27 protein-coding genes and 1 pseudogene are annotated in these 22,696 nt (G+C 69.3%); 13 read left to right on the top strand and 15 right to left on the bottom strand.

The window, feature by feature from the left end:
* Positions 1 to 10 precede the first annotated feature (10 nt).
* Positions 11 to 514: a DinB family protein gene (locus ON31_RS16445; RefSeq protein WP_039814670.1), complete on the top strand. Its 504-nt coding sequence runs from the start codon at positions 11 to 13 to the stop codon at positions 512 to 514.
* On the opposite strand, the gene ON31_RS16440 is transcribed toward ON31_RS16445, so the two are convergent.
* Positions 493 to 900 (bottom strand): hypothetical protein, encoded by a 408-nt coding sequence (locus ON31_RS16440; protein ID WP_147287244.1) that lies wholly within the window; start codon positions 898 to 900, stop codon positions 493 to 495. The genes ON31_RS16445 and ON31_RS16440 overlap by 22 nt on opposite strands.
* A gap of 55 nt (positions 901 to 955) precedes the next feature.
* Between ON31_RS16440 and ON31_RS16435 the strand changes: the two genes are divergently transcribed.
* Positions 956 to 1,327 (top strand): hypothetical protein, encoded by a 372-nt coding sequence (locus tag ON31_RS16435; RefSeq protein WP_255222133.1) that lies wholly within the window; start codon positions 956 to 958, stop codon positions 1,325 to 1,327.
* Positions 1,328 to 1,532: 205 nt separating this feature from the next.
* On the opposite strand, the gene ON31_RS16430 is transcribed toward ON31_RS16435, so the two are convergent.
* Positions 1,533 to 3,101, bottom strand: a complete 1,569-nt coding sequence (locus ON31_RS16430; protein ID WP_051037361.1) for an HNH endonuclease signature motif containing protein — start codon at positions 3,099 to 3,101, stop codon at positions 1,533 to 1,535.
* 198 nt (positions 3,102 to 3,299) lie between these two features.
* Positions 3,300 to 3,590: a hypothetical protein gene (locus ON31_RS16425; RefSeq protein ID WP_039814667.1), complete on the bottom strand. Its 291-nt coding sequence runs from the start codon at positions 3,588 to 3,590 to the stop codon at positions 3,300 to 3,302.
* A 297-nt stretch (positions 3,591 to 3,887) separates the two neighbouring features.
* On the opposite strand from ON31_RS16425, the gene ON31_RS16420 reads away from it, so the two are divergent.
* Positions 3,888 to 4,127, top strand: a complete 240-nt coding sequence (locus tag ON31_RS16420) for a hypothetical protein (protein ID WP_039814666.1) — start codon at positions 3,888 to 3,890, stop codon at positions 4,125 to 4,127.
* A gap of 156 nt (positions 4,128 to 4,283) precedes the next feature.
* Here ON31_RS16420 and ON31_RS16415 read toward each other — a convergent pair whose 3' ends face one another.
* Complete coding sequence (locus ON31_RS16415) at positions 4,284 to 5,438, bottom strand: TDT family transporter (RefSeq protein ID WP_039814663.1); 1,155 nt, start codon at positions 5,436 to 5,438, stop codon at positions 4,284 to 4,286.
* Between the two features lie 70 nt (positions 5,439 to 5,508).
* Between ON31_RS16415 and ON31_RS16410 the strand changes: the two genes are divergently transcribed.
* Positions 5,509 to 6,411, top strand: a complete 903-nt coding sequence (locus ON31_RS16410; protein WP_081592503.1) for a LysR family transcriptional regulator — start codon at positions 5,509 to 5,511, stop codon at positions 6,409 to 6,411.
* Here ON31_RS16410 and ON31_RS36715 read toward each other — a convergent pair.
* The gene (locus ON31_RS36715; RefSeq protein ID WP_115061705.1) at positions 6,390 to 6,569 is read right to left on the bottom strand and encodes a hypothetical protein; all 180 of its coding nucleotides are present in this window, start codon (positions 6,567 to 6,569) and stop codon (positions 6,390 to 6,392) included. The two genes, ON31_RS16410 and ON31_RS36715, sit on opposite strands and share 22 nt — an antisense overlap.
* Positions 6,570 to 6,598: 29 nt before the next feature.
* Between ON31_RS36715 and ON31_RS16405 the strand changes: the two genes are divergently transcribed.
* Together ON31_RS16405 and ON31_RS16400 are read left to right on the top strand one after the other, a co-directional pair.
* Complete coding sequence (locus ON31_RS16405) at positions 6,599 to 6,961, top strand: metalloregulator ArsR/SmtB family transcription factor (protein WP_039814658.1); 363 nt, start codon at positions 6,599 to 6,601, stop codon at positions 6,959 to 6,961.
* Positions 6,958 to 7,458: an SRPBCC family protein gene (locus ON31_RS16400; protein ID WP_039814655.1), complete on the top strand. Its 501-nt coding sequence runs from the start codon at positions 6,958 to 6,960 to the stop codon at positions 7,456 to 7,458. Before ON31_RS16405 ends, ON31_RS16400 begins: the two co-directional genes overlap by 4 nt.
* A 176-nt stretch (positions 7,459 to 7,634) precedes the next feature.
* On the opposite strand, the gene ON31_RS16395 is transcribed toward ON31_RS16400, so the two are convergent.
* The 4 genes from ON31_RS16395 to ON31_RS16380 form a co-directional block, all read right to left on the bottom strand.
* Positions 7,635 to 8,183 (bottom strand): hypothetical protein, encoded by a 549-nt coding sequence (locus tag ON31_RS16395; RefSeq protein WP_039814694.1) that lies wholly within the window; start codon positions 8,181 to 8,183, stop codon positions 7,635 to 7,637.
* A 41-nt stretch (positions 8,184 to 8,224) separates the two neighbouring features.
* The gene (locus ON31_RS16390; RefSeq protein WP_029928655.1) at positions 8,225 to 8,533 is read right to left on the bottom strand and encodes a hypothetical protein; all 309 of its coding nucleotides are present in this window, start codon (positions 8,531 to 8,533) and stop codon (positions 8,225 to 8,227) included.
* A gap of 34 nt (positions 8,534 to 8,567) precedes the next feature.
* Positions 8,568 to 9,377 carry an Rv1486c family protein gene (locus tag ON31_RS16385; protein ID WP_039814653.1) on the bottom strand — a complete coding sequence of 270 codons (810 nt, stop codon included), beginning with the start codon at positions 9,375 to 9,377 and terminating at the stop codon, positions 8,568 to 8,570.
* Between the two features lie 220 nt (positions 9,378 to 9,597).
* The gene (locus tag ON31_RS16380; protein ID WP_039814693.1) at positions 9,598 to 10,410 is read right to left on the bottom strand and encodes a DUF3097 domain-containing protein; all 813 of its coding nucleotides are present in this window, start codon (positions 10,408 to 10,410) and stop codon (positions 9,598 to 9,600) included.
* Between the two features lie 300 nt (positions 10,411 to 10,710).
* Here ON31_RS16380 and ON31_RS16375 point away from each other — a divergent pair, with 300 nt between their 5' ends.
* The 3 genes from ON31_RS16375 to ON31_RS16365 all read left to right on the top strand — a co-directional run bounded on the left by ON31_RS16375 (position 10,711) and on the right by ON31_RS16365 (position 14,043).
* Entirely contained in the window at positions 10,711 to 11,142 is a 432-nt protein-coding gene (locus ON31_RS16375; RefSeq protein ID WP_029928649.1) for an NfeD family protein, read from the top strand.
* A gap of 3 nt (positions 11,143 to 11,145) precedes the next feature.
* Positions 11,146 to 12,405: an SPFH domain-containing protein gene (locus ON31_RS16370; RefSeq protein ID WP_039814652.1), complete on the top strand. Its 1,260-nt coding sequence runs from the start codon at positions 11,146 to 11,148 to the stop codon at positions 12,403 to 12,405.
* A 240-nt stretch (positions 12,406 to 12,645) separates the two neighbouring features.
* Positions 12,646 to 14,043: an ABC1 kinase family protein gene (locus ON31_RS16365; RefSeq protein WP_051037365.1), complete on the top strand. Its 1,398-nt coding sequence runs from the start codon at positions 12,646 to 12,648 to the stop codon at positions 14,041 to 14,043.
* A 13-nt stretch (positions 14,044 to 14,056) separates the two neighbouring features.
* On the opposite strand, the gene ON31_RS16360 is transcribed toward ON31_RS16365, so the two are convergent.
* On the bottom strand, positions 14,057 to 14,743 hold the full coding sequence (locus tag ON31_RS16360; protein WP_039814689.1) for a GAP family protein: 687 nt from the start codon (positions 14,741 to 14,743) through the stop codon (positions 14,057 to 14,059).
* Between the two features lie 280 nt (positions 14,744 to 15,023).
* On the opposite strand from ON31_RS16360, the gene ON31_RS37285 reads away from it, so the two are divergent.
* From ON31_RS37285 to ON31_RS16350, 3 genes and pseudogenes are all read left to right on the top strand, one after another.
* Entirely contained in the window at positions 15,024 to 15,341 is a 318-nt protein-coding gene (locus ON31_RS37285; protein ID WP_039814651.1) for a CocE/NonD family hydrolase, read from the top strand.
* Positions 15,342 to 15,353: 12 nt separating this feature from the next.
* A pseudogene (locus tag ON31_RS38570) lies at positions 15,354 to 15,410 on the top strand (CocE/NonD family hydrolase); the annotation flags it as partial.
* 371 nt (positions 15,411 to 15,781) lie between these two features.
* Complete coding sequence (locus ON31_RS16350; RefSeq protein WP_051037359.1) at positions 15,782 to 16,525, top strand: TetR/AcrR family transcriptional regulator; 744 nt, start codon at positions 15,782 to 15,784, stop codon at positions 16,523 to 16,525.
* A gap of 9 nt (positions 16,526 to 16,534) precedes the next feature.
* On the opposite strand, the gene ON31_RS16345 is transcribed toward ON31_RS16350, so the two are convergent.
* Genes ON31_RS16345 through ON31_RS16325 form a run of 5 tightly spaced genes read right to left on the bottom strand, consistent with a single transcriptional unit; the run spans position 16,535 to position 21,889 of the window.
* Positions 16,535 to 17,602 (bottom strand): ferredoxin--NADP reductase, encoded by a 1,068-nt coding sequence (locus ON31_RS16345; RefSeq protein WP_039814649.1) that lies wholly within the window; start codon positions 17,600 to 17,602, stop codon positions 16,535 to 16,537.
* Complete coding sequence (locus tag ON31_RS16340; RefSeq protein ID WP_039814646.1) at positions 17,599 to 18,537, bottom strand: SDR family NAD(P)-dependent oxidoreductase; 939 nt, start codon at positions 18,535 to 18,537, stop codon at positions 17,599 to 17,601. The genes ON31_RS16345 and ON31_RS16340 overlap by 4 nt, the downstream gene beginning before the upstream one ends.
* Positions 18,534 to 20,084 (bottom strand): flavin-containing monooxygenase, encoded by a 1,551-nt coding sequence (locus tag ON31_RS16335; RefSeq protein ID WP_039814645.1) that lies wholly within the window; start codon positions 20,082 to 20,084, stop codon positions 18,534 to 18,536. The genes ON31_RS16340 and ON31_RS16335 overlap by 4 nt, the downstream gene beginning before the upstream one ends.
* 27 nt (positions 20,085 to 20,111) lie before the next feature.
* The gene (locus tag ON31_RS16330; protein ID WP_051037358.1) at positions 20,112 to 20,993 is read right to left on the bottom strand and encodes a metal-dependent hydrolase; all 882 of its coding nucleotides are present in this window, start codon (positions 20,991 to 20,993) and stop codon (positions 20,112 to 20,114) included.
* Between the two features lie 50 nt (positions 20,994 to 21,043).
* On the bottom strand, positions 21,044 to 21,889 hold the full coding sequence (locus tag ON31_RS16325; RefSeq protein ID WP_039814643.1) for a metal-dependent hydrolase: 846 nt from the start codon (positions 21,887 to 21,889) through the stop codon (positions 21,044 to 21,046).
* A 421-nt stretch (positions 21,890 to 22,310) separates the two neighbouring features.
* Between ON31_RS16325 and ON31_RS16320 the strand changes: the two genes are divergently transcribed.
* Positions 22,311 to 22,643, top strand: a complete 333-nt coding sequence (locus ON31_RS16320) for a transglycosylase family protein (protein ID WP_029928628.1) — start codon at positions 22,311 to 22,313, stop codon at positions 22,641 to 22,643.
* The last annotated feature ends 53 nt before the right edge of the window (positions 22,644 to 22,696 follow it).

The raw sequence follows: 22,696 nt of genomic DNA, 5'->3' as shown, positions 1-22,696 counted from the left end.
TTGAGAACCCATGACCACCCACCGAATCACGAATGGCGTCGAACGCACGCTCCTCGAGAACACCCTCGACCGCAACCGCGAAGCACTCATCGCGACCGCGCGCGGCCTGTCCGACACCGACGCCCGCCGCCGACTCGTCACCTCGCTGACGACGCCGATCTCCCTGCTCAAACATGCCGCCGCCGCGGAACGAATCTGGTTCCAGCGTTTCTGGGCGGGACTCGACGCCTCCGAATGCGACGGCTACGCGCACCGCGACGAGGGCACCTTCACCGTCACCGCCGACGAGTCACTGGCCGACGTCATCGCCGAATTCCAACGCGCCAGCCAGCGATCCCGCGAGATCGCCTCCCACTTCGACCTCGACGACACCAGGGACATCCCGCAGGAGGGCACGATCAGCCTTCGCTGGACCCTGCTCGCCATGATCGAGGAATTCGCCCGGCACGCGGGCCACGGCGACATCTTGCGCGAACAGATCGACGCGGCCGATCATGGCCCGCGCAACCGGTGAAAGCGGCCCCCGACATGCAGGGCTGCCAAGAGCAGTGCCGTGACGACGATAGGGGCGTAGTACAAGGCCACCGGTAGGCCGAGAATTGCCGACAGCGATATCAGTCCCACGGTCAGCAGGGCCGCAGCGCTCCACTCTGCCGTGCGGGTCGGGTTGAGTGCGGGCAACGCGGATATCGCGGTCGAACAAGCGATCAGAATTCCGAGTCGCCAACCATAATGGGCGAATAGTGAACTCGTGCATGCGGTATCAGCGTTGATGATTTCGCAGGTGCTCACCTGATAGAGGGGCTCGGATGCGACGAAGAAACCGTAGCCGCACACTACGAGCGCGAATACCGTCCATACGACCCGCACGCCGATGGTTCCGTCGACCCGCACGTCCATCCCTCCTTCTTGCCGAACCCCATTATCGGTTCGGTTCGTCACTACACTGCTATCCGTGATCGCGGCAGTGTCCTTCGTCGTCGTGCTGAGTGTTCTCGCGGTATTCCAGGTGGCACTGGCGTGCGGGGCTCCCTGGGGAGCGTTCGCGTGGGGTGGCGGTCGGCGAGTTCTCCCCGCGCGCTTGCGAATCGCCAGTGGCATGAGCATGCCGTTGTACGCGGTCTTCGCGCTGGTGATTCTCGACCGAGCCGACGCCATCGACATAATCGATAATTCGGTCACGACGGTAGCCGCCTGGTTCATCGTCGGTTTCATGGCACTCGGCGTCGCCGCCAACGCGGCCTCCCGGAGCAAGCCGGAGCGCTACGTCATGACGCCCGTCTCGCTCGCGCTGACGCTGACGAGTCTCCTGGTCGCCTTGAGCTGAACAGACAGATGCCCATCGCGAACCGTCGCCCTGGTGTGCGCTGAAGAGCGGTCCACGGAGCGGGTGGTGCTCGCGATTCCGATGGATGCGTAGCGGGCCGAAAGTCTTGACAGCATGCCAATTCTCCCGCGCGGCAAAGGATATTCGCTGTGCGGGGTCGATGCTGGTGTGCGATTGGTCGAACCGGGGTCGTGTGCGGGCGGTGCTATTCGCGGGCGCGGTGGGGTTCGCGAGGACGATGAGACTCGCGGCCGCAGTGGGATTCCTGTCTGTGGCGGGATTCGCCCGTGCGGTCGGCACCGTGCCGGGATTTGCTCGTGCGGTCGGCCAGTAGCCGGGCGCGGCGGCGTTTCACGCTCTCGGCGAGGACCTGTTCGGGGTGATGGAACCGATTCACCCGTGCCCGACGCTGCGGATCCACCGACGCCGGTGGGCAGAACGCCGTCCGCCCCGCATACACACTCCCCGCCGCGACGCGGTGGGTGGCCCACCCGGTCGGATCGTCGGGATCGGCGGCGATCTGCGCATGATGCGCATCGCAGACCAGCGTCAGATTGTCGATATCGGTCGGCCGCTGCGCCGCCCACGGAATCAGATGATGCATCGCGCACATCGTCGCGGGCGCCGAACAGTCCGGATGCGTGCAGCCGCGGTCGCGGGCGATCGCGGCCAACCGCTGCCACGACGACGCGATCCGCGCACCCTCCCCCAAATACAACGGCTTGCCTCGGGTTTCATCGAAGAGCATCAACAACGGGATCGAGCCTTCGGCCATCCGCCACGCCTGCCGCACCGGCACCGTCGTCCCGGTCGCGGTGCGCGCGACCCCGGCACCCTCGAGCAGATCGGTGACCGACATGGTGAGCACGATCGACACCGGCAGGCCGCGATGGGCACCGAGTGTGTCCGGGCCGCTGGCCGACAGGAACGCTTTGAGCGCGTCGTGCCGCCGCTGCGCCGACGATCGCACATCGCGCCCGACGGCGGCGGCCAATCGGTCGAGGTCGAACCCGTCGGGATCGTGCACCCCCAACTGGGGGCTGTCGGGGTCGTCGGGCATGCTCATGCCCGGGCGTGCCCATTTGGCGAACACGGTATCGAGCATCGCGCGCAGTTCGGGATCGAAACAGCCCTCGAACGGGCTCATGCCGTCCACGCGCTGTTCCCCGAAGGTCGCCGCCCGCAGCCGGGCGCGATCCTTCGCGGTCGTCAACGACCCGTCGGGGTCGAGGTAGCCCAGGATGCGGTCACCGACCTTACCGACCATTTCCGGGGTTCCGGTGCGGGTGGCATCGGCGAGGTGTTCCTCGGCGATCGCCCGGTGTTCGGTATCGACCGCGTCCGGTATCCGGTCCATCACCCGCATCACCGCCCGCGCGTGATCCCCCGAAATCGCACCCTCGGCTTGCGCGGCCGCCGTGGCTGGCAGGCGCGGTTCGCATTTCTCGCCGTAGGCGCTGGTCATCGCTCCCAGTTGCGCGGCGCCTTTCACCCGCGCGACAGCGTCCGCCTTGGCCAGGCGCAGGGTCTCCACCAGGTACCGGTACAGCCCCACCGACCCGGTGGTGGTCCACAACTGTCGGTCGTTGATCTCGACCACATGCCGATGCCCGACCGTCTCGAGTCGACGGCGACAGGCTTCCAGTCCTTGGACGCGGGCGGTGAATTCGGCGTCGGTGAACCCGGTCAGGTCCTCGGCCGCCAGCGTATCGATCGCGGCCGCCAACGCGGCGAGCGCGGTATCGCGCTGCTGGATTTCCCCCTCCGAATTCATGCGGCTATTCTATCGCGAAATACATTGCGGCAGAACCGGAAAAGGAATGTGAACCAAGTATCTTCACACGCAATCTGATTTGTCCGCTTGTGTCGGGTTTTGCTCGCTATAAATCACATTCAAAGGTTGAGTGGAAAGTCTTGGAAATCCATTCTCACTTCGTGGATGTCCGAATTCGGCTGATCCGAGTTCCGGCCACTACGGCTGGCTGCCCACGAGTCGTTGAGTGGGGGCGGGGCGGCGGTAGCGTTCGGCTTCGCCCGGTGATTCGCGGAAGTCGGTATGAGGGCTGCGATGGGCGGGCCATTGGCCGGTGTTCAGGGGCTTGGACACGACCGGTGGCAGCGGGTACATCGGCGGTAGGGTGCGACCGGGGTCGGTGGGTGCGAAGAGGGCGAGCCCGCCGGTGACCAGGGCCACGGCGGCCGCCGCGGCCAGCAGCTGTCTCGCCCACCGCAGCCAGCGCGGCCAGGGGCGCGGCTTGTTCATCGCACGGTCCCGTCGTTGTCCTGTGGTTGCTGAATCGGGCTGGCGGTCAACGTGTTACGTGCGGGGGAGCGGCGTGGTGTGCCGATCGGCGGCGGTTACGATGTCGCCGCTATCGACCGTAGGGGAGCCTCGCATGTCCACGCCCTGCCGGTGGTCGTGACGCTGGGAGGAGCGGCGGACGGCCGGTGGCTGGTGAGCGAACCGGATTCCCCAGCGCTGTGAATCCGCCGCAGCACCGATAGCATCTCGGGACGATCGGCGGCGCGCCGCCACGAGCCGGATGGTGGGTGAGAATCAATGCAGGGTCGGGCCTTCGGGACGCCGGACTTCTTCGTGTGGGCCCCGGTGCTGGGACTGGTGGAAGCGGCCGCCATCTGTGTGGTCATCTTGCAGTCGACGGCGGTGGCACTGGCCTTGATCGCGGCGGCCGTGGCGCTGGTCGTCTTCGAGTCCTGGGCGAACCGCCCGACGGTGGCGGCGCGACCGCAGCCGCGCCCGCGGCCGAACAGCCACAACCGCCCGACACGCCGCGCCTGAGCGGGGAGATCGCCCGACGCATGGGCCCGGCCCGAAAGGCATGCGCGGCAATGATGCAGTGAGTGCAAGGCGGCAGGCTGTGCGGAAATGCGTGGTGCGCCGGAACGATTGGGTTCCGGCGCGATCGGCACTTTCCGAATCACCGTGTGCCGCAGGTCAGGCGGCTACCGGAGCGGGCGGGCGGAGCAGTGCGCCCGCGCGGATTCCGGCGAGGGTGCGTCCGGCGACCATGACCCACGCGCCCACCAGCAACGCGTACAGTCCCACCGCGGTGACGGCGAAGAGGTCGGCCCCGGTATGGGCATACAGTGCACTGCTGCCGGTGACGCAGGTGCCGACCGGGAAGGTGAAGCCCCACCAGGTGAGGTTGAAGGGCATGACCGTGCGGTGCCGGAGGGTGACCGCGAGCGCCAGACCCAGCCACAGCATGGCGAAACCCCAGACGGCGACGCCGAATACCACCGAGAAGACGAGCAGGCCCCGAGCGTAGGGATCCGGCAGCGCGACCGGAGCGGCATTGGCGAGCATCCCGGCGGCGGTCACCGATTGGCCCAGCGGGCCGAGCACGATCCACACGGTGGCCACCGATTCCGCGGCGGGCGGACCGTGGTGCAGCAGCCGCGACCAGATCAGGGTGATGGTGATGACGGCGGCGATGAGGCTCAGCCCGAACATGGCCAGGCAGGCGAACATCATGGTCAACCGCGGTTGGCCCGCGGGGAGATGCGGGACCAGCAGCGCGCCGGTGGCGGCGGAGACCATGGGCGGCACGACCGGCATGAGCCAGCCGCCGAACGCGGCCTCGGGGCGGCTGGGCTGCCCGGTGATCATTCGGTAGGGGATGACCAGCGCGGTCAGCAGCCCTAGTACGGTCCCCGCCGACCACAGCACCCAGTCGACGGCGACCGCGGCCCGCATACCGATCACGTCGGAACCCAGCAGCAGGGTGCCCGCGCCGACGGTCAGCAGCGCCATGGGCGGGGCGCCGTAGAAGTGCGCCATGACCGGATGGCGACCGTGCGCCCGCGCCGCGTCGGGATGCCGCATCCAGTGCACGGCGAAGGCACCGGCGACCACGACGAGCAACACCGCGGCCAGCGCCCAGACGGCGGTGGCGGCCCCGCGCAGCCCGTGCGGCTGCCAGGGCAGGGTCACCGCGGCGGTGGCGACGATGCCGGTGCCCATGACGGCGGCGAACCAGTTCGGCCCGATATGCCGGAAGGCGTCGGCGCGCTCGACCCGCGCCCATCGCACCGGCCGGGTGTGGTGCCGGGGGCGGAACACTGCGGGGCGGGGGAGTGTGCTGGTCATGGCTCCAGCGTGCGCCCGGAGCAGCGCCCCCGGTAGCGGTCGCACGCCGATGGGTCCATAGACTCGTTCTATGCCTCTGTCGCCGCGAGTGCCCGATGTGGCCGCCCTCGACCTGCTGCTGTCGGTGATCGAACTGGGCAGTCTCGGGCGTGCGGCGCAGGCGCACGGCATCAGCCAGCCCTCGGCGAGTTCCCGCATCCGCTACCTCGAGCGATTGGTCGGTGTGCCGGTGCTGGAGCGCACCTCCCTGGGGTCGCGTCCGACCGCCGCGGGAGCGCTCATCGCCACCTGGGCCCGCGAGGTGGTGGACGCGGCCGCACGTCTGGACGCCGGGATCGACTCCCTGCGCGCCGAGCGGGATTCCCGGCTCCAGGTGGCGGCCAGTCAGACCGTGGCCGAGTACCTGTTCCCGAAGTGGTTGATGTCGCTGCGCGCGCGGCAGCCCGCGACCACCATCGCCCTGGAATCCGGGAACTCCGCCGAGGTGGTGCGCGCGGTGCTGGACGGGCGGGTCGATATCGGCTTCGTCGAGAGTCCGACGGTGCCGCGCGATCTGGAGGGGCATATCGTGTGCCGTGACCGCCTCGTGGTGGTGATCCCACCCGGACACCGGTGGGCTCGGCGCACCGCACTGACCGTCGACGATCTCGCGGCGACCCCGCTGATCTACCGCGAGTCCGGGTCCGGCACCCGTATCTCCTTCGAGCGCGCCATGCGGCGCGTCATCCCCGACTGGCAGCCCGACGTCCTGCTGGAACTGTCCTCGACCACCGCCATCAAGACGGCCGTGGCGACCGGGCTGGGTCCGGCCGTGCTCAGCTCGCTGGCCGTGGCGAGTGAACTGGCCGAGGGAACCCTGTTGTCGCCCAGCGTGTCCGGGCTCGAGCTGGAACGGCCGCTGCGTGCGGTCTGGCCGCGCGGGCAGCGCCCGACCGGTCCGGCCCGGGACCTCTACGCCATCGCCCGCGCGTAACGCGCTCCGAGCGGATCCTTCGCCACGAACGCCACGAACGCCACGAACGCCACGAACGCCACGAACGCCACGAACGCCACGAACGGCGCGAACGCCGGGCTCGCCGCGACCGCCGGGATCGGCGTGTCTCCGGTCGTATGGCGCCGAGGTCTGGTCAAACGCGTAACTGACCGGTTACGCTTTAGGGGTGGACGAGGTAGCCGCCGCGATAGCCGACCCGGTACGCCGGGAGATCCTGCACCTGCTGCGCGCCGAGCGGCGCACGGCCGGCGCGATCGCGTCGCACTTCCCGATCAGTCGCCCGGCCATCAGCCGTCACCTGCGCGTGTTGCGGGAAAGCGGTCTGGTGCACGACGAACTCGTGGGTCGGGAGCGCTACTACAGCCTCGATCCCGCGCCGCTGCGCGAGATCGCGGATTGGATCGCGGAATTCGCCACCGTCGACACCTGGGAACGGCGTCTCGACGCACTCGAGACCGAAGTCTTCCGCACCCGGCGCGACCGGCGCACCCGCCCGGCCGAGCCCGACACCGAGGAGAACACCGCATGACACCCCAACCGAACGGTCGCCTGCTCCGCACCGCAGCGGGCCGCGAACTCGTCCTGACCCGGAACTTCCGCGCGCCCATCGAGGACGTGTGGGCCAGCGTCACCGAATCCGAACGCACCGCCCGCTGGTACGGCTCCTGGGAGGGTGACGCCGGGCCGGGCCGAACCATCAAGGTGCGCATGCTCTTCGAGGAGAACCAGCCCGTCTTCGACATGCACATCGACACCTGCGAACCACCCCGCCGCCTGATCCTGCGCACGACCGACGACCTCGGCGAATGGGTGCTCGAAGCGGTGCTCACCGAACGGTCCGACGGTACCGAACTCACCTTCACCCAGCACCTCGCACCGGGAGTCGCCGCCGCGGACGTCGGCCCCGGCTGGGAGTACTACCTGGATGCGTGGGTGGCCGCCGAACACGGTGCGGCGCAGCCGAGCTTCGACGACTACTACCCGTCCATGAAGCCCTATTACGAGCAGCAGGACCAGCGGGCGTGACTCGCACGACCCCGCGCGGCGTGGGCGGTGGGTCCAGACGGTGCCGATCCACCGCGCCGGTCGCCGCCCGACGCCGGTGCACCGGGTGACATCGAGGAGGCGCCGGAGAACCGGGTGACACGAAGGAGGTCGGAACGGAACGGTGCCAGCGACCGAGGTGTGGTCGCCGCCCGTGTCTACGGTGTCGTCGGCTCCGGATGCGGCCAGGTGAAGCCGATCCCATCGCCGACGCGGAGCGCCCGCCAGCGCGGAGCCAGCACATCGAGGCGGTCGACGATCCGTTCGAGGGCGGCGCGGCGCGATTCGTCCAGTTCCGCCTCGGCGGCCGCCCAGGAGGGTCGCCGCGCCGTGGGGTCGTGCCGCCGCGCCCAGTACACCAGGCACAGCCCGGCCAACTGCTCGGACAGGTTCATCTCGTTGTCGCCGTCGTGATCGGTGAGGCGCAGCCGGTTCTCGCGCTGGCGCTGTTTGCGGGAATGGCGGCGGGCGGCGCGGGCATCCTGCGCGCCCGTGGACACCGGGCGGAACGCGCCGCCGCCGCGGGCGGCGCGACCGAACACCCCACCGGTCAGGCCGAGCTCACATTCCACCAGGTAGTGCGCCAGATCGTGCGGGACGTCATCGTGATATCCGGGAGCCGGATCGAGTTCGCGGGCACCGTGCGCGGCATCGGTCACCACCGTCGCGTAGCGGCGCTGGCCGGTGCGTTTGAACATGACCTCCACCCGACCCACGGTAGGACGGCATCGTGGGCCCGCGCATCCGATTATTCGGCGCGGTCGCGTGCCAGCTCGTCGGCGATCTCCCAATCGTTCGGATGGCCCTGCACCGACGGGTCGTAGAGCACGACGAACCAGAACCGCTGCGGGGCCGAGAGCGGGAACGGGCCGACGCTCAGCTCCTCGGAGGTGTAGCGGTCGTCGCTCATCATGCGAACCCAGGTGGGCCCACCCTCCTGGCGGTCGATCCACTTCTGGAAGACCGAGCGGGACGGTTTGGCGGCCATGATGACCGAGAGCAGGGGGAGCGCGTCGAGCTCGTCGACGGTGGAAACGAACCGTAGGGCGTCGTTCATGGCTCGATCTTCTCGCACGGCGGGCGCGTCCGGGTCAGGACCCGGCAGCATGGACCGCTGCCAGCCGGGCGGCGCGGATCGTGTTCCACAGCGGGCGCAGCAGGGTCTCCTGCGCGGCGGCCGCACTGGCGGAGGTGGGTGCGGAGGCGGGCTCGCGCTCGGCCACGGTCAGAATGGCGGCCACCTGATCGGCGGTGTCGAGAATGCGCCGGGCCCGCAGCGGCATGGAATCCGGGTAGCGGTGTTTGGAATGACTCGCCAATTCCGCCTCCACCAGTTCGCGCGGACCCGCCGTACCGGTGCCGAGCCGGGTGGTCTGTAGTCGCTGCAGCGCGTCGGCGGCGTCGCGCACCGCCTGCCGCATGGTGAACTCCGCCTCGCCCAGCGGCATATCGGGTTCGGACGGTGGGACGGGGGTGGCGTAGACGGTCCACCGCAAGGTGTCGTCATCGGACCACATCGGCACCAGGCCGGTGCCGTCGGCGCCGGGTGCGCCCAATAGCAGCCCTTCGCCGACTTCCATTGCGGCGGCGGCGAATTCGGTGCCACCGGGAAGACCGCGCACATCGCCGGGCACCGGCAGCACCAGCCGTGCCCGTGCGCCCGGCGCGGCGATGGCTTCCCGAATCAGCTTGAGCAGCACCATGATCCCGGCCCCGTGTGCGTCGAGCGCGTCGTCGGCCGCCCACGGCAGCCCGGTGTGTCCGCCCGTGACGGGGTCCCCGGCGGCCACGGTCTGCCGGGGCGCCCAGGCGCGCAGCGCGTCCAGCACATCGTCGGGGGCGCTGTGCCCGGCCAGCCAGGAGCCTGCCCAGACCGTCAGCGTGGCGCTCGGGGTACTCATTCTTCGAGGATAACTGGAGGGCTGCGGACCGGGCGCGCGGAGCGGGAAGCCCGGTGGGCGGCCGAGGTCCGGGAGCGGCGGGCGGTACGGGCCACCGCTCGCCGGAGATCAGGCGGCGGCGGACCCGGCGTAACGGGTGGAGCGCGCACGACACGGTGGCGCGCGACCGTGCTCGACGGCCGCAGGGCTCGACCGGCGAAGGCCGCTGTGCCGCGTTGTCCTACGCGGGTTCGGTGACGAAGTCGATGAGTCGTTCGACCGCGCCGATGAGCGGACTCTCCAGATCGCGAAAACTGTTGACCGCGTTGTACACCCGTCGCCATCCGTCCTGCGGTGTACCCCAGCCGAGCCGGGCGCAGACGCCCGTCTTCCACTCCTCGCCCCGCGGCACCCGCGGCCATTCGCGAATGCCCAGCGCGGCGGGCCGCACCGCCTCCCACACGTCCACGTACGGGTGGCCGGTGACGAGGACGTGCTCGCCGAGTCCGGTGGTGAGGCCGGTCTCCTTGGAACCGGTCACCAGGTGGTCGACCAGGACGCCGACCCGGCGACCCGGCCCCGGGCCGAACTCGCCCAGCCGCTGCGCGAGATTGTCCAGCCCCTCCAGATGCTCGACCACCACGCCCTCGACCCGCAGGTCGTGCCCCCACACCCGTTCGACCAGGGCGGCGTCGTGCACGCCCTCCACCCAGATCCGGCTGGCCCGCGCCACCCGGGCGCGCAGCCCGTCCACCCGGGTGGAACCGGAGGCGGACCGCGTGGGCTGCCGGGGCGCGGTCGCCGCGGGTTTCACCAGGGTCACCGGCCGTCCGTCGATGAGGAAGGCCGCCTCGCGCAGCGCGAACAGCCGCACCCGACCGGCGCGATCCTCCAGCTTCACGAACTCGCCGTCGTAGCTGCGGTCGAAACCCACTACGGCACCGCAGAATCCGGTGGCGGCGTCCTCGGCGACGAGATCGCGTTCGGCCACCACCTTCGGCACCTCGCGCCGCTGCTTCCGGGTATGGCCCGAGTAGATGTCACCGCCGTACATGTCACGCCCGCTCACCGCATAGAAGGTACCGGTCCGAGCGTGCCGTGCGGGGCAGCGACCCGCGTGCCACAGGGTGGACCGCGACACCGGCCGCGCCGCAACACCGCACCCTGCGGCGATACCGCGCCGTTGCGGACCCCGGCTGCGCCGCGATGCCGCGCCGTGCCGCCACACCGGCCGCGCCGCGAGACCAGTTGGGCGTGCGGGTCGTCGACGCCGGTGGGGGATCACGCACCGGTATCAGGTCACGTTCGGATTCGATCTCCGCCGACGTAGCGGTAAAAGCACTAGGGTGGAGGCGTGGCCGCAATCATTTGGCTGGTCGCGGGATTGCTTCTCGCGGCGGCGGAGGTACTGGTCGGGGATCTGACCCTGCTCATGTTGGGAAGTGCCGCGCTGGTGACGGCCGGCGTGAGCGGGCTGACGGACACCTCCCTGATCGTCGACGCGGTGGTGTTCGGCATCTCCGCCGTCGCGCTCATGCTGGTGGTCCGTCCGGTGCTGTTGCGCCGCTACGCGGTTCGCCCCGCCAAACCCATGGGTATGGAGGCGCTGCCGGGCAAGACGGCGCGAGTGCTGGAGCCCGTCGACGAGCACGGCGGGCGGGTCAAACTGGAGGGCGAGGTGTGGAGCGCCCGGCCGCTCGACCCGTCCGATCGTTACGAGGAAGGCGCGACCGTCTACGTCGCGGAGATCGACGGCGCGACCGCCGTCGTGTGGAAAGGGCCGTAAATTATGGCTGTACTCATCGTTGCCGCCGTACTCGTCCTGCTGGTCGTGGTGGTGGTGTTCAAATCGGTGGCGTTGGTGCCGCAGGCGGAGGCGGCCGTCATCGAACGCCTCGGCCGCTACTCCCGCACCGTGTCCGGTCAGCTGACCTTCCTGGTGCCGTTCGCCGATCGCATTCGCGCCAAGGTGGATCTGCGCGAGCGGGTGGTGTCCTTCCCGCCGCAGCCGGTGATCACGCAGGACAACCTGACCGTGCAGATCGACTCGGTGGTGTACTTCCAGGTCACCACCCCGCAGGCCGCTGTCTACGAGATCTCCAATTACATTGCCGCCGTTGAACAGTTGACGGTGACGACGCTGCGCAACGTGGTCGGTGGCATGACCCTGGAGGAGACGCTCACCTCCCGTGACTTCATCAACAGCCAGCTGCGCGGCGTGCTCGACGAGGCCACCGGCCGCTGGGGGCTGCGGGTCTCGCGCGTCGAACTGAAGGCCATCGATCCGCCGCCGTCGATTCAGGAGTCGATGGAGAAGCAGATGAAGGCCGACCGCGAGAAGCGCGCCATGATTCTCACCGCGGAAGGTCAGCGGGAAGCGTCCATCAAGACCGCCGAAGGTCAGAAGCAGGCGCAGATCCTCGCCGCCGAGGGCTCCAAGCAGTCGGCGATCCTGTCCGCCGAGGGTGAGCGGCAGGGCCGCATCCTGCGCGCCCAGGGTGAGCGCGCGGCCGCCTATCTGCAGGCGCAGGGCCAGGCCAAGGCCATCGAGAAGGTGTTCGCGGCCATCAAGTCCGGCAAGCCGACGCCGGAGCTGCTGGCCTATCAGTACATGCAGACCCTGCCCCTGGTCGCGCGCGGGGACGCCAACAAGGTGTGGATGGTGCCCAGCGACTTCGGCAAGGCCCTGGAGGGCTTCGCCCGCAACTTCGCCACCCAGGGCGAGGACGGCGTCTTCCGCTACGAACCGGCCCCCGACGGAGACACCGGCGAACGCCCCGAGGACGATTCCGACGAGGTCGCCGACTGGTTCGATATGGCCACCGACCCGGCCGCCGAACGCGCGGTCCGCGCCGCCGAGGCCGATGCCCGGCAGCCGGTGGAGGATCCCACCGCCGCCGCCCTGGGCCGCCAGCGCGAGATGGGGCAGCGTGACCCCGGTCAGCGCGGCCTACCCGACCCGTCGCACCAGGTGTCCTACCCGCCGAACCCGACCTATTACGACCCGCAGCGCCCGGGCCCCCAACAGCCCGGCCCGCAACAACACTGAGCACCGGCTCGAGGAGCGGCGACCACCCCACGTGGCCGCTCCGCTCGCATCCGCGGTGACCGGTTTCGCGGTCGGGGCCGAAGGGGCATCTCGCGCGCAGAACGCACGGCGTCGCGCGCTGTACTCGCCGTGTGTGACTCGGCGTGCGTTCGCGTCGGGTGCCCTTCGGTCGGTGTTCCGGGACAGCGGGGTGCGAGCCGACCTTTGACAGTGCGCCGCACCGGTGGTGACGATGGTGGGGTGGCCGATCGCATCCCGACCAGCCGGATCGCTCGTGCCCACCGGCTCGGTCGGGCGGTGGCGCGAGAGGTGCTGCGCGACACCGGGGTTCGGCTGTCCATGGTGGGGCGGTCGGAGGAGTTGCGGGCGCGGCTGGCGGAGAAGCAGACGCTGCGGGCCGCCGATCAGCTGTTCACGATTCTCGGCGGTATGAAGGGCGCGGCCATGAAGGTCGGGCAGACCATGTCGCTGCTCGACCTGGACATGTTCCCGGAATCGCACCGGGAGCGTTTCCGGGAACGCCTCGCGGACCTGTGCGATCAAGCGCCGCGCATGCCTTTCCCACAGCTGCGTTCGGTACTGGAGGCCGACCTCGGGCCGATGCGGGAGGTGTTCGCCGAGTTCGACACCGAGCCTCTCGCGGCCGCGTCCATCGGCCAGGTCTATCGCGCGACGCTGCGGGACGGCCGCGCGGTGGCGGTGAAGGTGCAGTATCCGGGGATCGAGGAGGCCGTGCGGGCCGACCTGGAGAATCTACGGCTGTTCGCCGCCTTCTGGCGGCCCATGCTGCCCGCCCTCGCCGATTCCCGAGTGCTCGAGGAAGTCTCGCTCGCCATCACCGGCGAGCTGGACTACCTGGCCGAGGCGCGGGCACAGCGGCATATGGCCCACCGCTACCGCGATCACACCCTCGTGCACGTGCCCGATGTCGTCGCACCCCTGTGCACCCGCCGGGTGCTGGTCAGCGACCTCGTCGACGGCCGGCCCTTCGTGACGGGCGCGGAACTGCCCGCGTCGCACCGCAAACGCATCGCCGAGATCGTCTACCGCTTCTATGTCGGCTCCCTCTACCGCGACAACGAGTACTGCGGCGACCCGCACCCGGGCAATGTCCTGCTCGGCGCGGACGGGCGCGTGGCATTCGTCGACTTCGGGCTGTTCCACCGCATGCGTCCCGAATACGTGCGCTTCGAAATCGACTGCGTCCGCGCCGCCGTCGAAGGGCGGGCGGAGGATCTGCGCACCCTGCTGGTGCGCCGCGGCGTCATCGACCCGACCACGCCCGTCCCCGCCGAGGAATGCCTGGAGTACATCGCCGCGACCGCGTGGTGGAGTCTGGTCGACGAAGAGGTCACGGTGACCGGCGATATCGCCACCACCGCCTTCGCCCGCGCCGTCGACCCCCGCGCCGACGCCGTCGTACAGCGCGTCGACAACCTGCCCGCCGAACACCTGTTCTCCCGTCGCGCCGAACTCATGACCTTCGGCACCATCGGCAGCCTGACCGCCACCAACAACTGGCACCGCATCGCCCGCGAATGGATCTACGGCGACCCGCCGATCACCGCCGTCGGCCGTGAGTTCGCCCGGCACCGGGCCGAATCCCCCACGGATCCGCCGCCGGGTAGCGGTGGATGAGCTGCGGCGGATCTCACCACAGCACCGTGTGGTGGCGTAGCGCGTCGATCACGAGGACGGCCCCGAAGATCAGGAACAGCACCCGCACCGACGCCGGGCCGAACCGGCGCATGCCCCGGACGAGCCTCCGGTGGAACCGCCGGGCCCGCGCGGTCTCGCGGGTGGCGGTGAGCAGAACCAGCGCCGGTGGCAGCAGCGCGATGGCGCAGTATCCGATGATGATCAGCGGCCACACCGCCGGTCTGGGGTCGCGGGCCGAGAGCATGGCCAGGGCCGCCAGATAGGGCACCGCCGTGGGGGCCTGCCCGAGACCGATGGCGATCCCCGCCAGCCCGAGCAGCCACGGCCGTCGCCGCGCCTCCAGCGCCCACGTCGGCACCGCCGCCGTCGTACTCCCGGAGATGCGGACGGCCCCGAGTGTCAGCAGTACGATTCCCGCGATCAGCTCACCCCAGTACCGCAGTGTCGGTGTCACCGTGAAATCCACCAGGTCGGTGACGAAGCTCAACCCGAGCACCGTGCAGATGCCGAAAGTCGTTGTGACGGCGAAGACTCCGGCGAGGAAGCTGAGCACCCCGGGCACCGGTGAGCGACGACCGAGCCGACTGTCGTAGATCACCGCCGTGGTGACGCCGACCATCAGCACGTCGAGCGAGTCCAGGAACGCGAAGCCCGCGAGGACCAGTAGGAAGATCAACATGTCCACATCGACGATACGGACGCCACGCACCTGGACCGCCGACGGTGGGCCATCGCCTCCAGCGGCGCACCGCCGACCAGGTCACGTCCCAGGTGTCATCGGTACCGTCGGGTTCGTGCGTCTCGCCGTCGGCGCCGACCTCGGGAAGGCGCGATCGGCGGGTCCGTCCGCGGCCGGTCCGGCCGCCCGGGTGGCGTCGATAGGCAGATGGCCGACCGTCGCGCATCGGCCCACGGTCGTGGCGGGTGACGAGGGTACTCATCGGGGAGGTGTCGGGGCGATGTCCACCGGCGGTGCCGGTGCGGATCATCCGCTGGTGCGACGACAGTCCACGATCGGATTCGTACTGTCGCAGCTGACGAGCGGACGTGACGGTGAGGAGATACGACCATGGTGGGTAGGCGCGGACGGGCCGCATCCGGTGTTGGTGGAATACGACGGCTACAGCGCCGGTTCCGATCCCGATATCGGAAGGGATTGGCTCGCCGAGGGTTACGCGATCGTCGGGGTGAACGTTCCCGGCACCGGCTGTTCGACCGGCGTGAACCACATCGTCGACGAGACCGTCGGCGCGGCCGGTGCCGCCGCCGTGGAATAGGCGGCGCAGCAGCCGTGGTCGAACGGCCGCGTCGGCATGATCGGCTACTCCTACTCCGGTTACAACCAGCTTCCGGTGACACCGATGCGGTTGTGGCTCCAGCCGGACGGGCGGCTCGACGCCACGCCACCCGCCCTGCCCGGCGTGTCCGCGCTACCGTTCGACACCCCGCGCCCACCGGCTACTGGGTCTTCGGCACCCTCCCCACACCCGCGGACAACACCGTCTGGTTCGAGCCGGGACGACCGTCGAGCCTCGTCCTCGGCCACATCCCGTACCCGCACGCCGAGCGGTTGCCCGACTGCGCGACCACGGCCCAGCAACCCTGCCGTGCGAATACCGTCCCGGTGTCCGAGGGGCCGGGACCGGCCGCGCCGTCCTGACCCGATCACCCACCGCACCGGTCTTCGCGTACCGGCGGTATCGCATATCATGACGTCATGTCGGCCGCCGAGAAGAGGCTCACCCGTGGGGCGAAACGCACCGCGGCGGCCGGATCCCGTCCGGACGCGCGCACCGAGCGGTGGCGCGAACATCGCGAACAGGTGCGCGCCGACTTCGTGGACGCCGCGCTGCGGGCGCTGACCGAACACGGTCCGGACGTGAGCATGGACGATATCGCGCGCGCCGCGGGCTGCGCGAAACCCAAGCTGTACCGCCACTTCGAGGACAAGACCGACCTGTACCTGGCCATCCTGGACCGGGTGCAGAGCATGTTGTGGGATCGCTTCCTGGAGCGGGTGAACCTCATGGCCGACTCGGTCGCCGACCTGCTGCGGATCGGGATCACCGAATATGTGGCCGTGGTCGAGGAGAGTCCGGAGGTGTTCCGCTTCCTGGTGCACGGGCGGATGGCCCAGCAGGCCGAGCAGCCCGAGCGCGCGCTCGATGTGGCGCAGCGCTCGGCTCTGCGGGTGGCGCGGCTGGTGGAGGAACGGCTCTCGGGTCAGCAGGTGGACACCGGCAGCCTGGAACTGACCACCTACGCCATCTTCGGGGCGGTGGGTTCGGCCACCGAGTGGTACCTGGGCGTCAACCGCTCGCGCGCTCGGATCATGACCGCCGAGCAGTTCGCCGAGCATGTCAGCACCATCGCGGCGGCGGTGCTGGACGCGGTGGCCCGGCTCAACGAGGTGGCGGTGGACGTGCGCAAACCCCCGCATCTCGCCTTCGCCGCGAACTGACACGCGGCGCTACAGGTCGAAGCTGACGTGGACGTCGGCCGAGTCCGGCAGCGTCTGGCAGGCCAGCGTCAATCCCTGGGCGAGTTCCTCGTCGATGAGCGCCTCGTTGCGCACCATGCGGGTGCGCCCGCGCCGCACCGCGCAAACGCAGGTGCCGCACGCGGATTCCCGGCACACGTAGGGCGCGTCGATGCCGTTGTCCAGCAGCACATCCAGCAGCCGGGCGGTGCGCGGCCAGCCGAGGTGATGGGTGCGCCCGTCGATGTCGACCTCCAGGGCGGTGCTGCCGTCGTCCGCCCCGGCGGCGGGCGGGGGCAGCGCGGCGACGGTGAGATGCGCTGGGAGAGTGGAGTCCTCGAACGGATTCGCGGTGAGCGACCGGTACTCCTCCAGATGGACCCGGGCTGCCGGTACCCGCACGGCGGCCGCCGCGGACCGCAGCACCGTGGTGAAGCCTTGCGGCCCGCAGATGTACCACTCCCGGCGGCGATGCCGCCGCAGCAGCTCACCCACCCGCCGGGCGTTCGGCAGCCCCCGTTCGGCTTCGATCCAATGCAGCACCCGCAGCCGCCGCGGATACCGGCGCTCCAGCCGCTCCAGTTCGGCCGCGAAGATCACCGATCGCCGATCCCGGTTCGCGTAGAACAGCACGATGTTGCCGCGCCCTGCCGCCAGCACCGATTTCGCGATCGACAGCAGCGGTGTGATCCCGCTGCCCCCGGCGGCGAGCAGCAGCTCCCCGTCCAGCCCGCGCGGCCCGAAGCTGCCACCCGGCTCCAGCACGGTGATGAGGTCCCCGGCCCGGACCGTATCGCAGAGCAGATTCGACGCGTAGCCGCCCGCCGTGCGCTTCACCGTCACGGCGGGCCGATCGTCCACATGCGGACTGCTGCACAGCGAATAGCAGCGCGCCACCGATCCGGTGCGCTCGCTGGGAATCCGCAGGGTGAGAAACTGCCCCGGCCGGTAGGCGAACCGACCGTGCAGCTGCGGCGGCACGCTGAAGACCAGGGTGTGGGCATCGGTGGTCTCCCGCACCACCGCCGCGACCTCGAGGGTATGCGTCCGCCCGCTCACCGCCCCACCCCCGCGGGTGTCGGCGCTCTGTCGGCGGTGACCGCCTGCCGGTCGAAGCGCCGCATCGCCCAGCCCGCCAGCCGTTCCAGGCGCTCGGTCGAGAACGGTTGGGTCATCCGGCGATTGACACCGGGAGCGATCCGCATGAGGGCATAGCCCAGCCACGCCTCCGGCCGCACCGGCACCACGGCCAGGTCGTAGCGCACCGACCGCTCCACCGCACGGGCCACCTGGTCCGGGCTCAGCGGCGAGAACGGCAGCCGCTCGGCCACCTCCTGCGCGCGCCGGGCGAGTTCCCTGCCCCGCTCGACGACGGCCGGATCGACGCCCACCGTCACGGCGTGCGCACCGATGCCGGTATTGATGAATCCGGGGCAGATGGCACTCACGCCGATGCCCTTGGGGCCCAGCTCCAGTCGCAGACATTCGGTGAGCATCTTCACCCCGGCCTTGGACACCGAATAGGCCGACATGACCGGGGTGGGGGTGAAGGCGGCCGCCGAGGCGATATTGACGATATGCCCGCGGTGCCCGCTGTCGACCCACTGCCGTCCGAACACCCGGCACCCGTGCACGACTCCGAGCAAATTGACCCCGAGCTGGGTGTCCCAGTCGGCGGGCGCCATATCCAGGAACGCCCCGCCGACCACCAGGCCCGCATTGTTGACCAGCACATCGGCCAGCCCGTAGTCGGCCAGGACATCGCGGGCGAACTCCTCCCACGCCCACGGGTCGGTGACGTCGAGGCGCGCGGCGCTGGCGTGCTCGCCCCGGGCGTGGATCATGGCCTCGGTGGCGCGGGCGCTGTCGAGGTCGATATCGGAGACCACCACATGGGCTCCGCGCCGGGCGAAGCGCAGCGCCACCGCCCGTCCGATTCCGCTGCCCGCCCCGGTCACCACGACGAGTTCGGGACGGATGTCGTTGAGTTTCATGCCGACTCCTCCAGGATCCGGTCGGGTCGCGGCGTGTTCGCCGGGGTGCTGTACCGGTAGTCGTCGAGGTTGTAATGACGGTTCTGCCAGTACATCTCGCCGTGGGTGGACGGCCGGAACGGCGAATCTCCGTGACTATTGATGTAATACGTATTCGAACCGTGGCAGACCGGGGTGAAGAGGAAGTTCTTCTCCTGTCGCCGCAGACATGCGGCGAAATATTCATCGTGCGCGGATCGCCGTATTTCACAGACGGTCTCACCGCGCCGCTTGGTTTCCGCGATGGCGCGACTCAGATGGGCGGCGGTGGCTTCGATCATCCAGATATACGAGCCGAGCACGAAACCGTACGGGCCGGTTATGGCGAACATATTCGGAAAGCCGGGTACTGATACCCCGTGATACGCCTGAAATCGGTGTGTATCCCAGAAGTCGCCGAGACTGACCCGATCGCGACCGATCACCGGAAACGGCGGCACCGAATCCTTTTCCCACAGTTTGAATCCCGTGGCGCAGACGATGACATCCACGTCGTGGCGGATCCCGTCGGCCGTGACCACCCCGTGCTCGTCGACCCGCTCGATCGCGTCGGTCACCAGGCGCACATCCGGACGATTGAAGGTGGCGAGGTAGTCGTTGGACATGGACGGCCGCTTGCAGCCCAGTCCGTAGCGGGGGATCAGCTGTTCGCGCACTCGTGGGTCGCGCACCTGCGACCGCATCCAGCGGCGTACCGGAATCTCGGCCAGCCGTCGTCCCGTCTCGGTGAGCCAGGCAGGGCCCGCGACCATGCCGCCCATCCCGATCTCGGTGGCCAGGGTGCCGACCGCGCGAATGCCGGAGCGCAGCAATCGATTGCCGAGCACGGCCCGCCCCCACGGTCCCACGGCGGCGTCGGTCTTCGGGAACACCCAGATGGGGGTGCGCTGGAAGACGGTGAGGTGGTCCACCTCCGCGGCGATGGCGGGCACCAGTTGCAGCGCCGTCGCGCCGGTGCCGATCACGGCCACCCGCTTACCGGCCAGCGCCAGGTCGTGATCCCACAGGGCGGTATGCACCAGCGCGCCACCGAAGTCCTGCAACCCCGGGATATCGGGCATCTTCGGCCGCTCCAAGCCGCCCACCGCCATGACGACGAAACGTGCCGTGAGAGTGCGGCCACCGTCGGTGCGCAGCCGCCAGAGCCCGCCGTCCTCGTCGTACTCGGCTCCGGTGACGGTGGTGCCGAGCAGCAGCTTGCGGCGCAGCCCGTACTTGTCGACCATGCTGTCGGCATAGTCGCGCAACTCGTCGCCGGGGGCGAAGATCCGCGACCAGTCGCCGCGCTGCTCATAGGAGAAGCTGTAGATGAAGGACGGAATGTCCACGGCCACACCGGGATAGGTGTTGGCATGCCAGGTGCCGCCGACCCGGTCCCACTTGTCCACGATGACGAAGTCGTGAATGCCCCTGCGCTGCAGTGCGATACCGGCTCCGATACCGCCGAATCCGGCGCCGACCACCACGACCTCGTGGTCGGCGCGCGGAATCTCGGGATGTGCGTTCATGATGGATCCTCTCCGGCGTTCGGTGGGTCAGCGGACCCGGTCGAGCAGCAGGCCGTCGTCGCCGAACAGCTCCCGCTGCCACTGCTGGACCAGGGGTTCGGTATCGAGGTCGTCGGGATGGAAGCCGGGCTTCAGGTACTCCCGGATCTCGGCGAGCAGCCCTTTGACCAGGGGGCCGCGCAGCACGCCGACGGCTTGGCGGGTGACCGTGACCGGCCGCCAGCCCTGCGGGTCGGTGAGGATGGACAGGCCCACCGCCAGCGCCATGAAGGGGATGATCCCCACATACGGGATGGTCATGACGCCGATCCGCACCGCCTCACCGCCGCCGGTGGCGCGGTAGACGTCGAAGGCGACCGACTTGTGCTCGAGTTCCTCCAGCGCATGCCAGTTCAGCAGATTCCGAACTTCCGGACTCGCGGTGGCGATCTCCTGGAGTTCCGGGCTGGTCAGCACGCGCCGCGCCAGCATGCTGGTGAAGTGCTCGGCCGCCGCGGTGGCCGCCAGGTGGACGTGGGCGGGCAGCAGCCGTTCGGCGCGGATCAGGGCCCGCTCCCGGCGGCTGCCCGGTGCGAAATTCGGCACCCGGACCAGTACGTAGCCCATCCGGACCAACTGGTCGTTGAGCAGCCGATGCTGCTGTCCGTGCATGGCCTCCTGCCCGATGAATCCGGCGGCGCGCTTCTTGAGCACCGGATCGTCGATCCGCCCGGACACCCGCCGCACCGAACGCACGAAGGAATCCTCACCGGGTGGGAAGGCCGCCGACAGTAGGGCCGTCAGATGGCTGAGCACGATATCGCCGTCCGCGAAATGCTTGCTCATGGGTTCGGGCTCGCCGAACCGGAATCGCATGCGGCGCACCGGGGGCGCACCGGTGGTGCGGGTGCGAAGCGTGGATTTGCTCATGATGAATCTCCGTTGATTCGCGGCGGTCTCCGAGCGGTCCGCCGAGCCCGCTAACGCAGGTGATCGCTGAGAATGCCGGTGTCGCCGAACAATTCGGCCCGCCAGCGGTCCAGCAGCGCGGTGGTGTCGTTGTCGTCGGGATGGAAGCCCGGACGCAGGTACTGGGCGAGTTCGCGGCCCAGACCGCGGAACAGCGGCCCGGTGAACAGCGTGTACGCCTCGCGGGCCAGTCGGGCCGGATGCGCACGCGCGTAGTCGTCGCGGCGCAGCGACAGGATCAGGCCCACCGTGGTGAGCGGCAGGGTGAGCGCCAGCACGGTGGCCATGGTGGCGATGCGCATCCGTTCGCTGCCGCCCACGGCCCGGTACACGTCGAAGGCGACCGACTTGTGCTCGATCTCCTCGACGGCGTGCCAGTTCAACAGGTTGCGCACCTCGGGGTCGCCCGCGAGCTCCTGGACTTCGGGCCGGGTCAGCACCCGGGTGGCGAGCACGGTCGTGTAGTGCTCGGCCGCCGCGGTGCTCGCCAGATGCACCAGGTCGGGCAGCCGCTGCTCGATGCGGCGCAGGCGCTCGACGGCGGCGGGGGAGTCGTACCACTCGACGGGATAGCCCAGCTCGGCGAGCTTGCCGTTGAGCCGCCGGTGTTCCTGCCCGTGCATGGCCTCCTGGCCGATGAACCCGGCCACCCGCTTCTTCAGGGCCGGATCGGTGATGTGGTCGGCGAACTTGCGGACCGAGCGGATGAAGGACTCCTCGCCGGGCGGGAAGCCCGCCGAGAGACCCGCGATGAAGTGGCTGAACACGATGTCGCCGCCCGCGTAGTACTTCGACATCGGCTCCGGATCGCCGAAGCGGAATCTGATCCGCCTGGCCTGGGGGTATGTGGTGGTCATGGCGCACCTCGTTGAGCGTGTACCGCCAGTATGCGGTACTGCCAGTACGATAGCGTCTGAGACGGTCGTTGGGAAGCCCTCAGCGGGTTGGCCTCGAGATCGTTATCACCCAATTTCGGTGACCTCGGACACATTTTGGTTTAGTAACTACGGGAATGTAATTAAGTGCGACCCGCGCGATTATCTGCATAAACGGAGATCAGGTTCGAGCGTCACGCAAGTCAAATGCGAGTTATCGGTCCGTGATCCATCGTGATTGTTCCGTTATGGTCGTCGACGGCTCGGGCGAAGGCTGAGTCGGACTCGAACCGCCGTACACCGGTAACCCCGTCCCGCGGTCGAGATTCACCAAGACATTCCCTGGGGACGGGACCCGGTAGTGCGAATTCACCGGGCGGTTGGGCGCAGGCAGGAATATCACATGCTTCGGAACCGCAAGTTCACCCGTATCGCTGGTACCACCGCCGTGCTGGGCGCGCTCGCCGCTGTCCCGTTCGGTGTTTCCACTGCTACCGCCTCCGCCTACAGCGGCAACTGGGACGCCGTCGCGCAGTGTGAGAGCGGCGGCAACTGGTCGATCAACACCGGCAACGGCTACTACGGCGGCCTGCAGTTCAGCCAGAGCACCTGGCTCGCCAACGGTGGCACCGGTTACGCCCACAACGCCAGCCGTGAGGAGCAGATCCGCGTGGCCGAGAACGTGCTCGCCACTCAGGGCGTCGGCGCCTGGCCGGTCTGCGGCGCCTACCTCTGATCGGTCGGCTTCCGACCGGTCGGCTGGTAACGCCGACAGGCACCGTGGCCCCG

Source organism: Nocardia otitidiscaviarum NBRC 14405 (assembly GCF_000308635.1).
GTDB classification, from domain to species: domain Bacteria; phylum Actinomycetota; class Actinomycetes; order Mycobacteriales; family Mycobacteriaceae; genus Nocardia; species Nocardia otitidiscaviarum.
The sequence above is the reverse complement of the archived record's forward strand: the minus strand, read 5'-3'. Positions and strand labels throughout refer to the sequence as shown.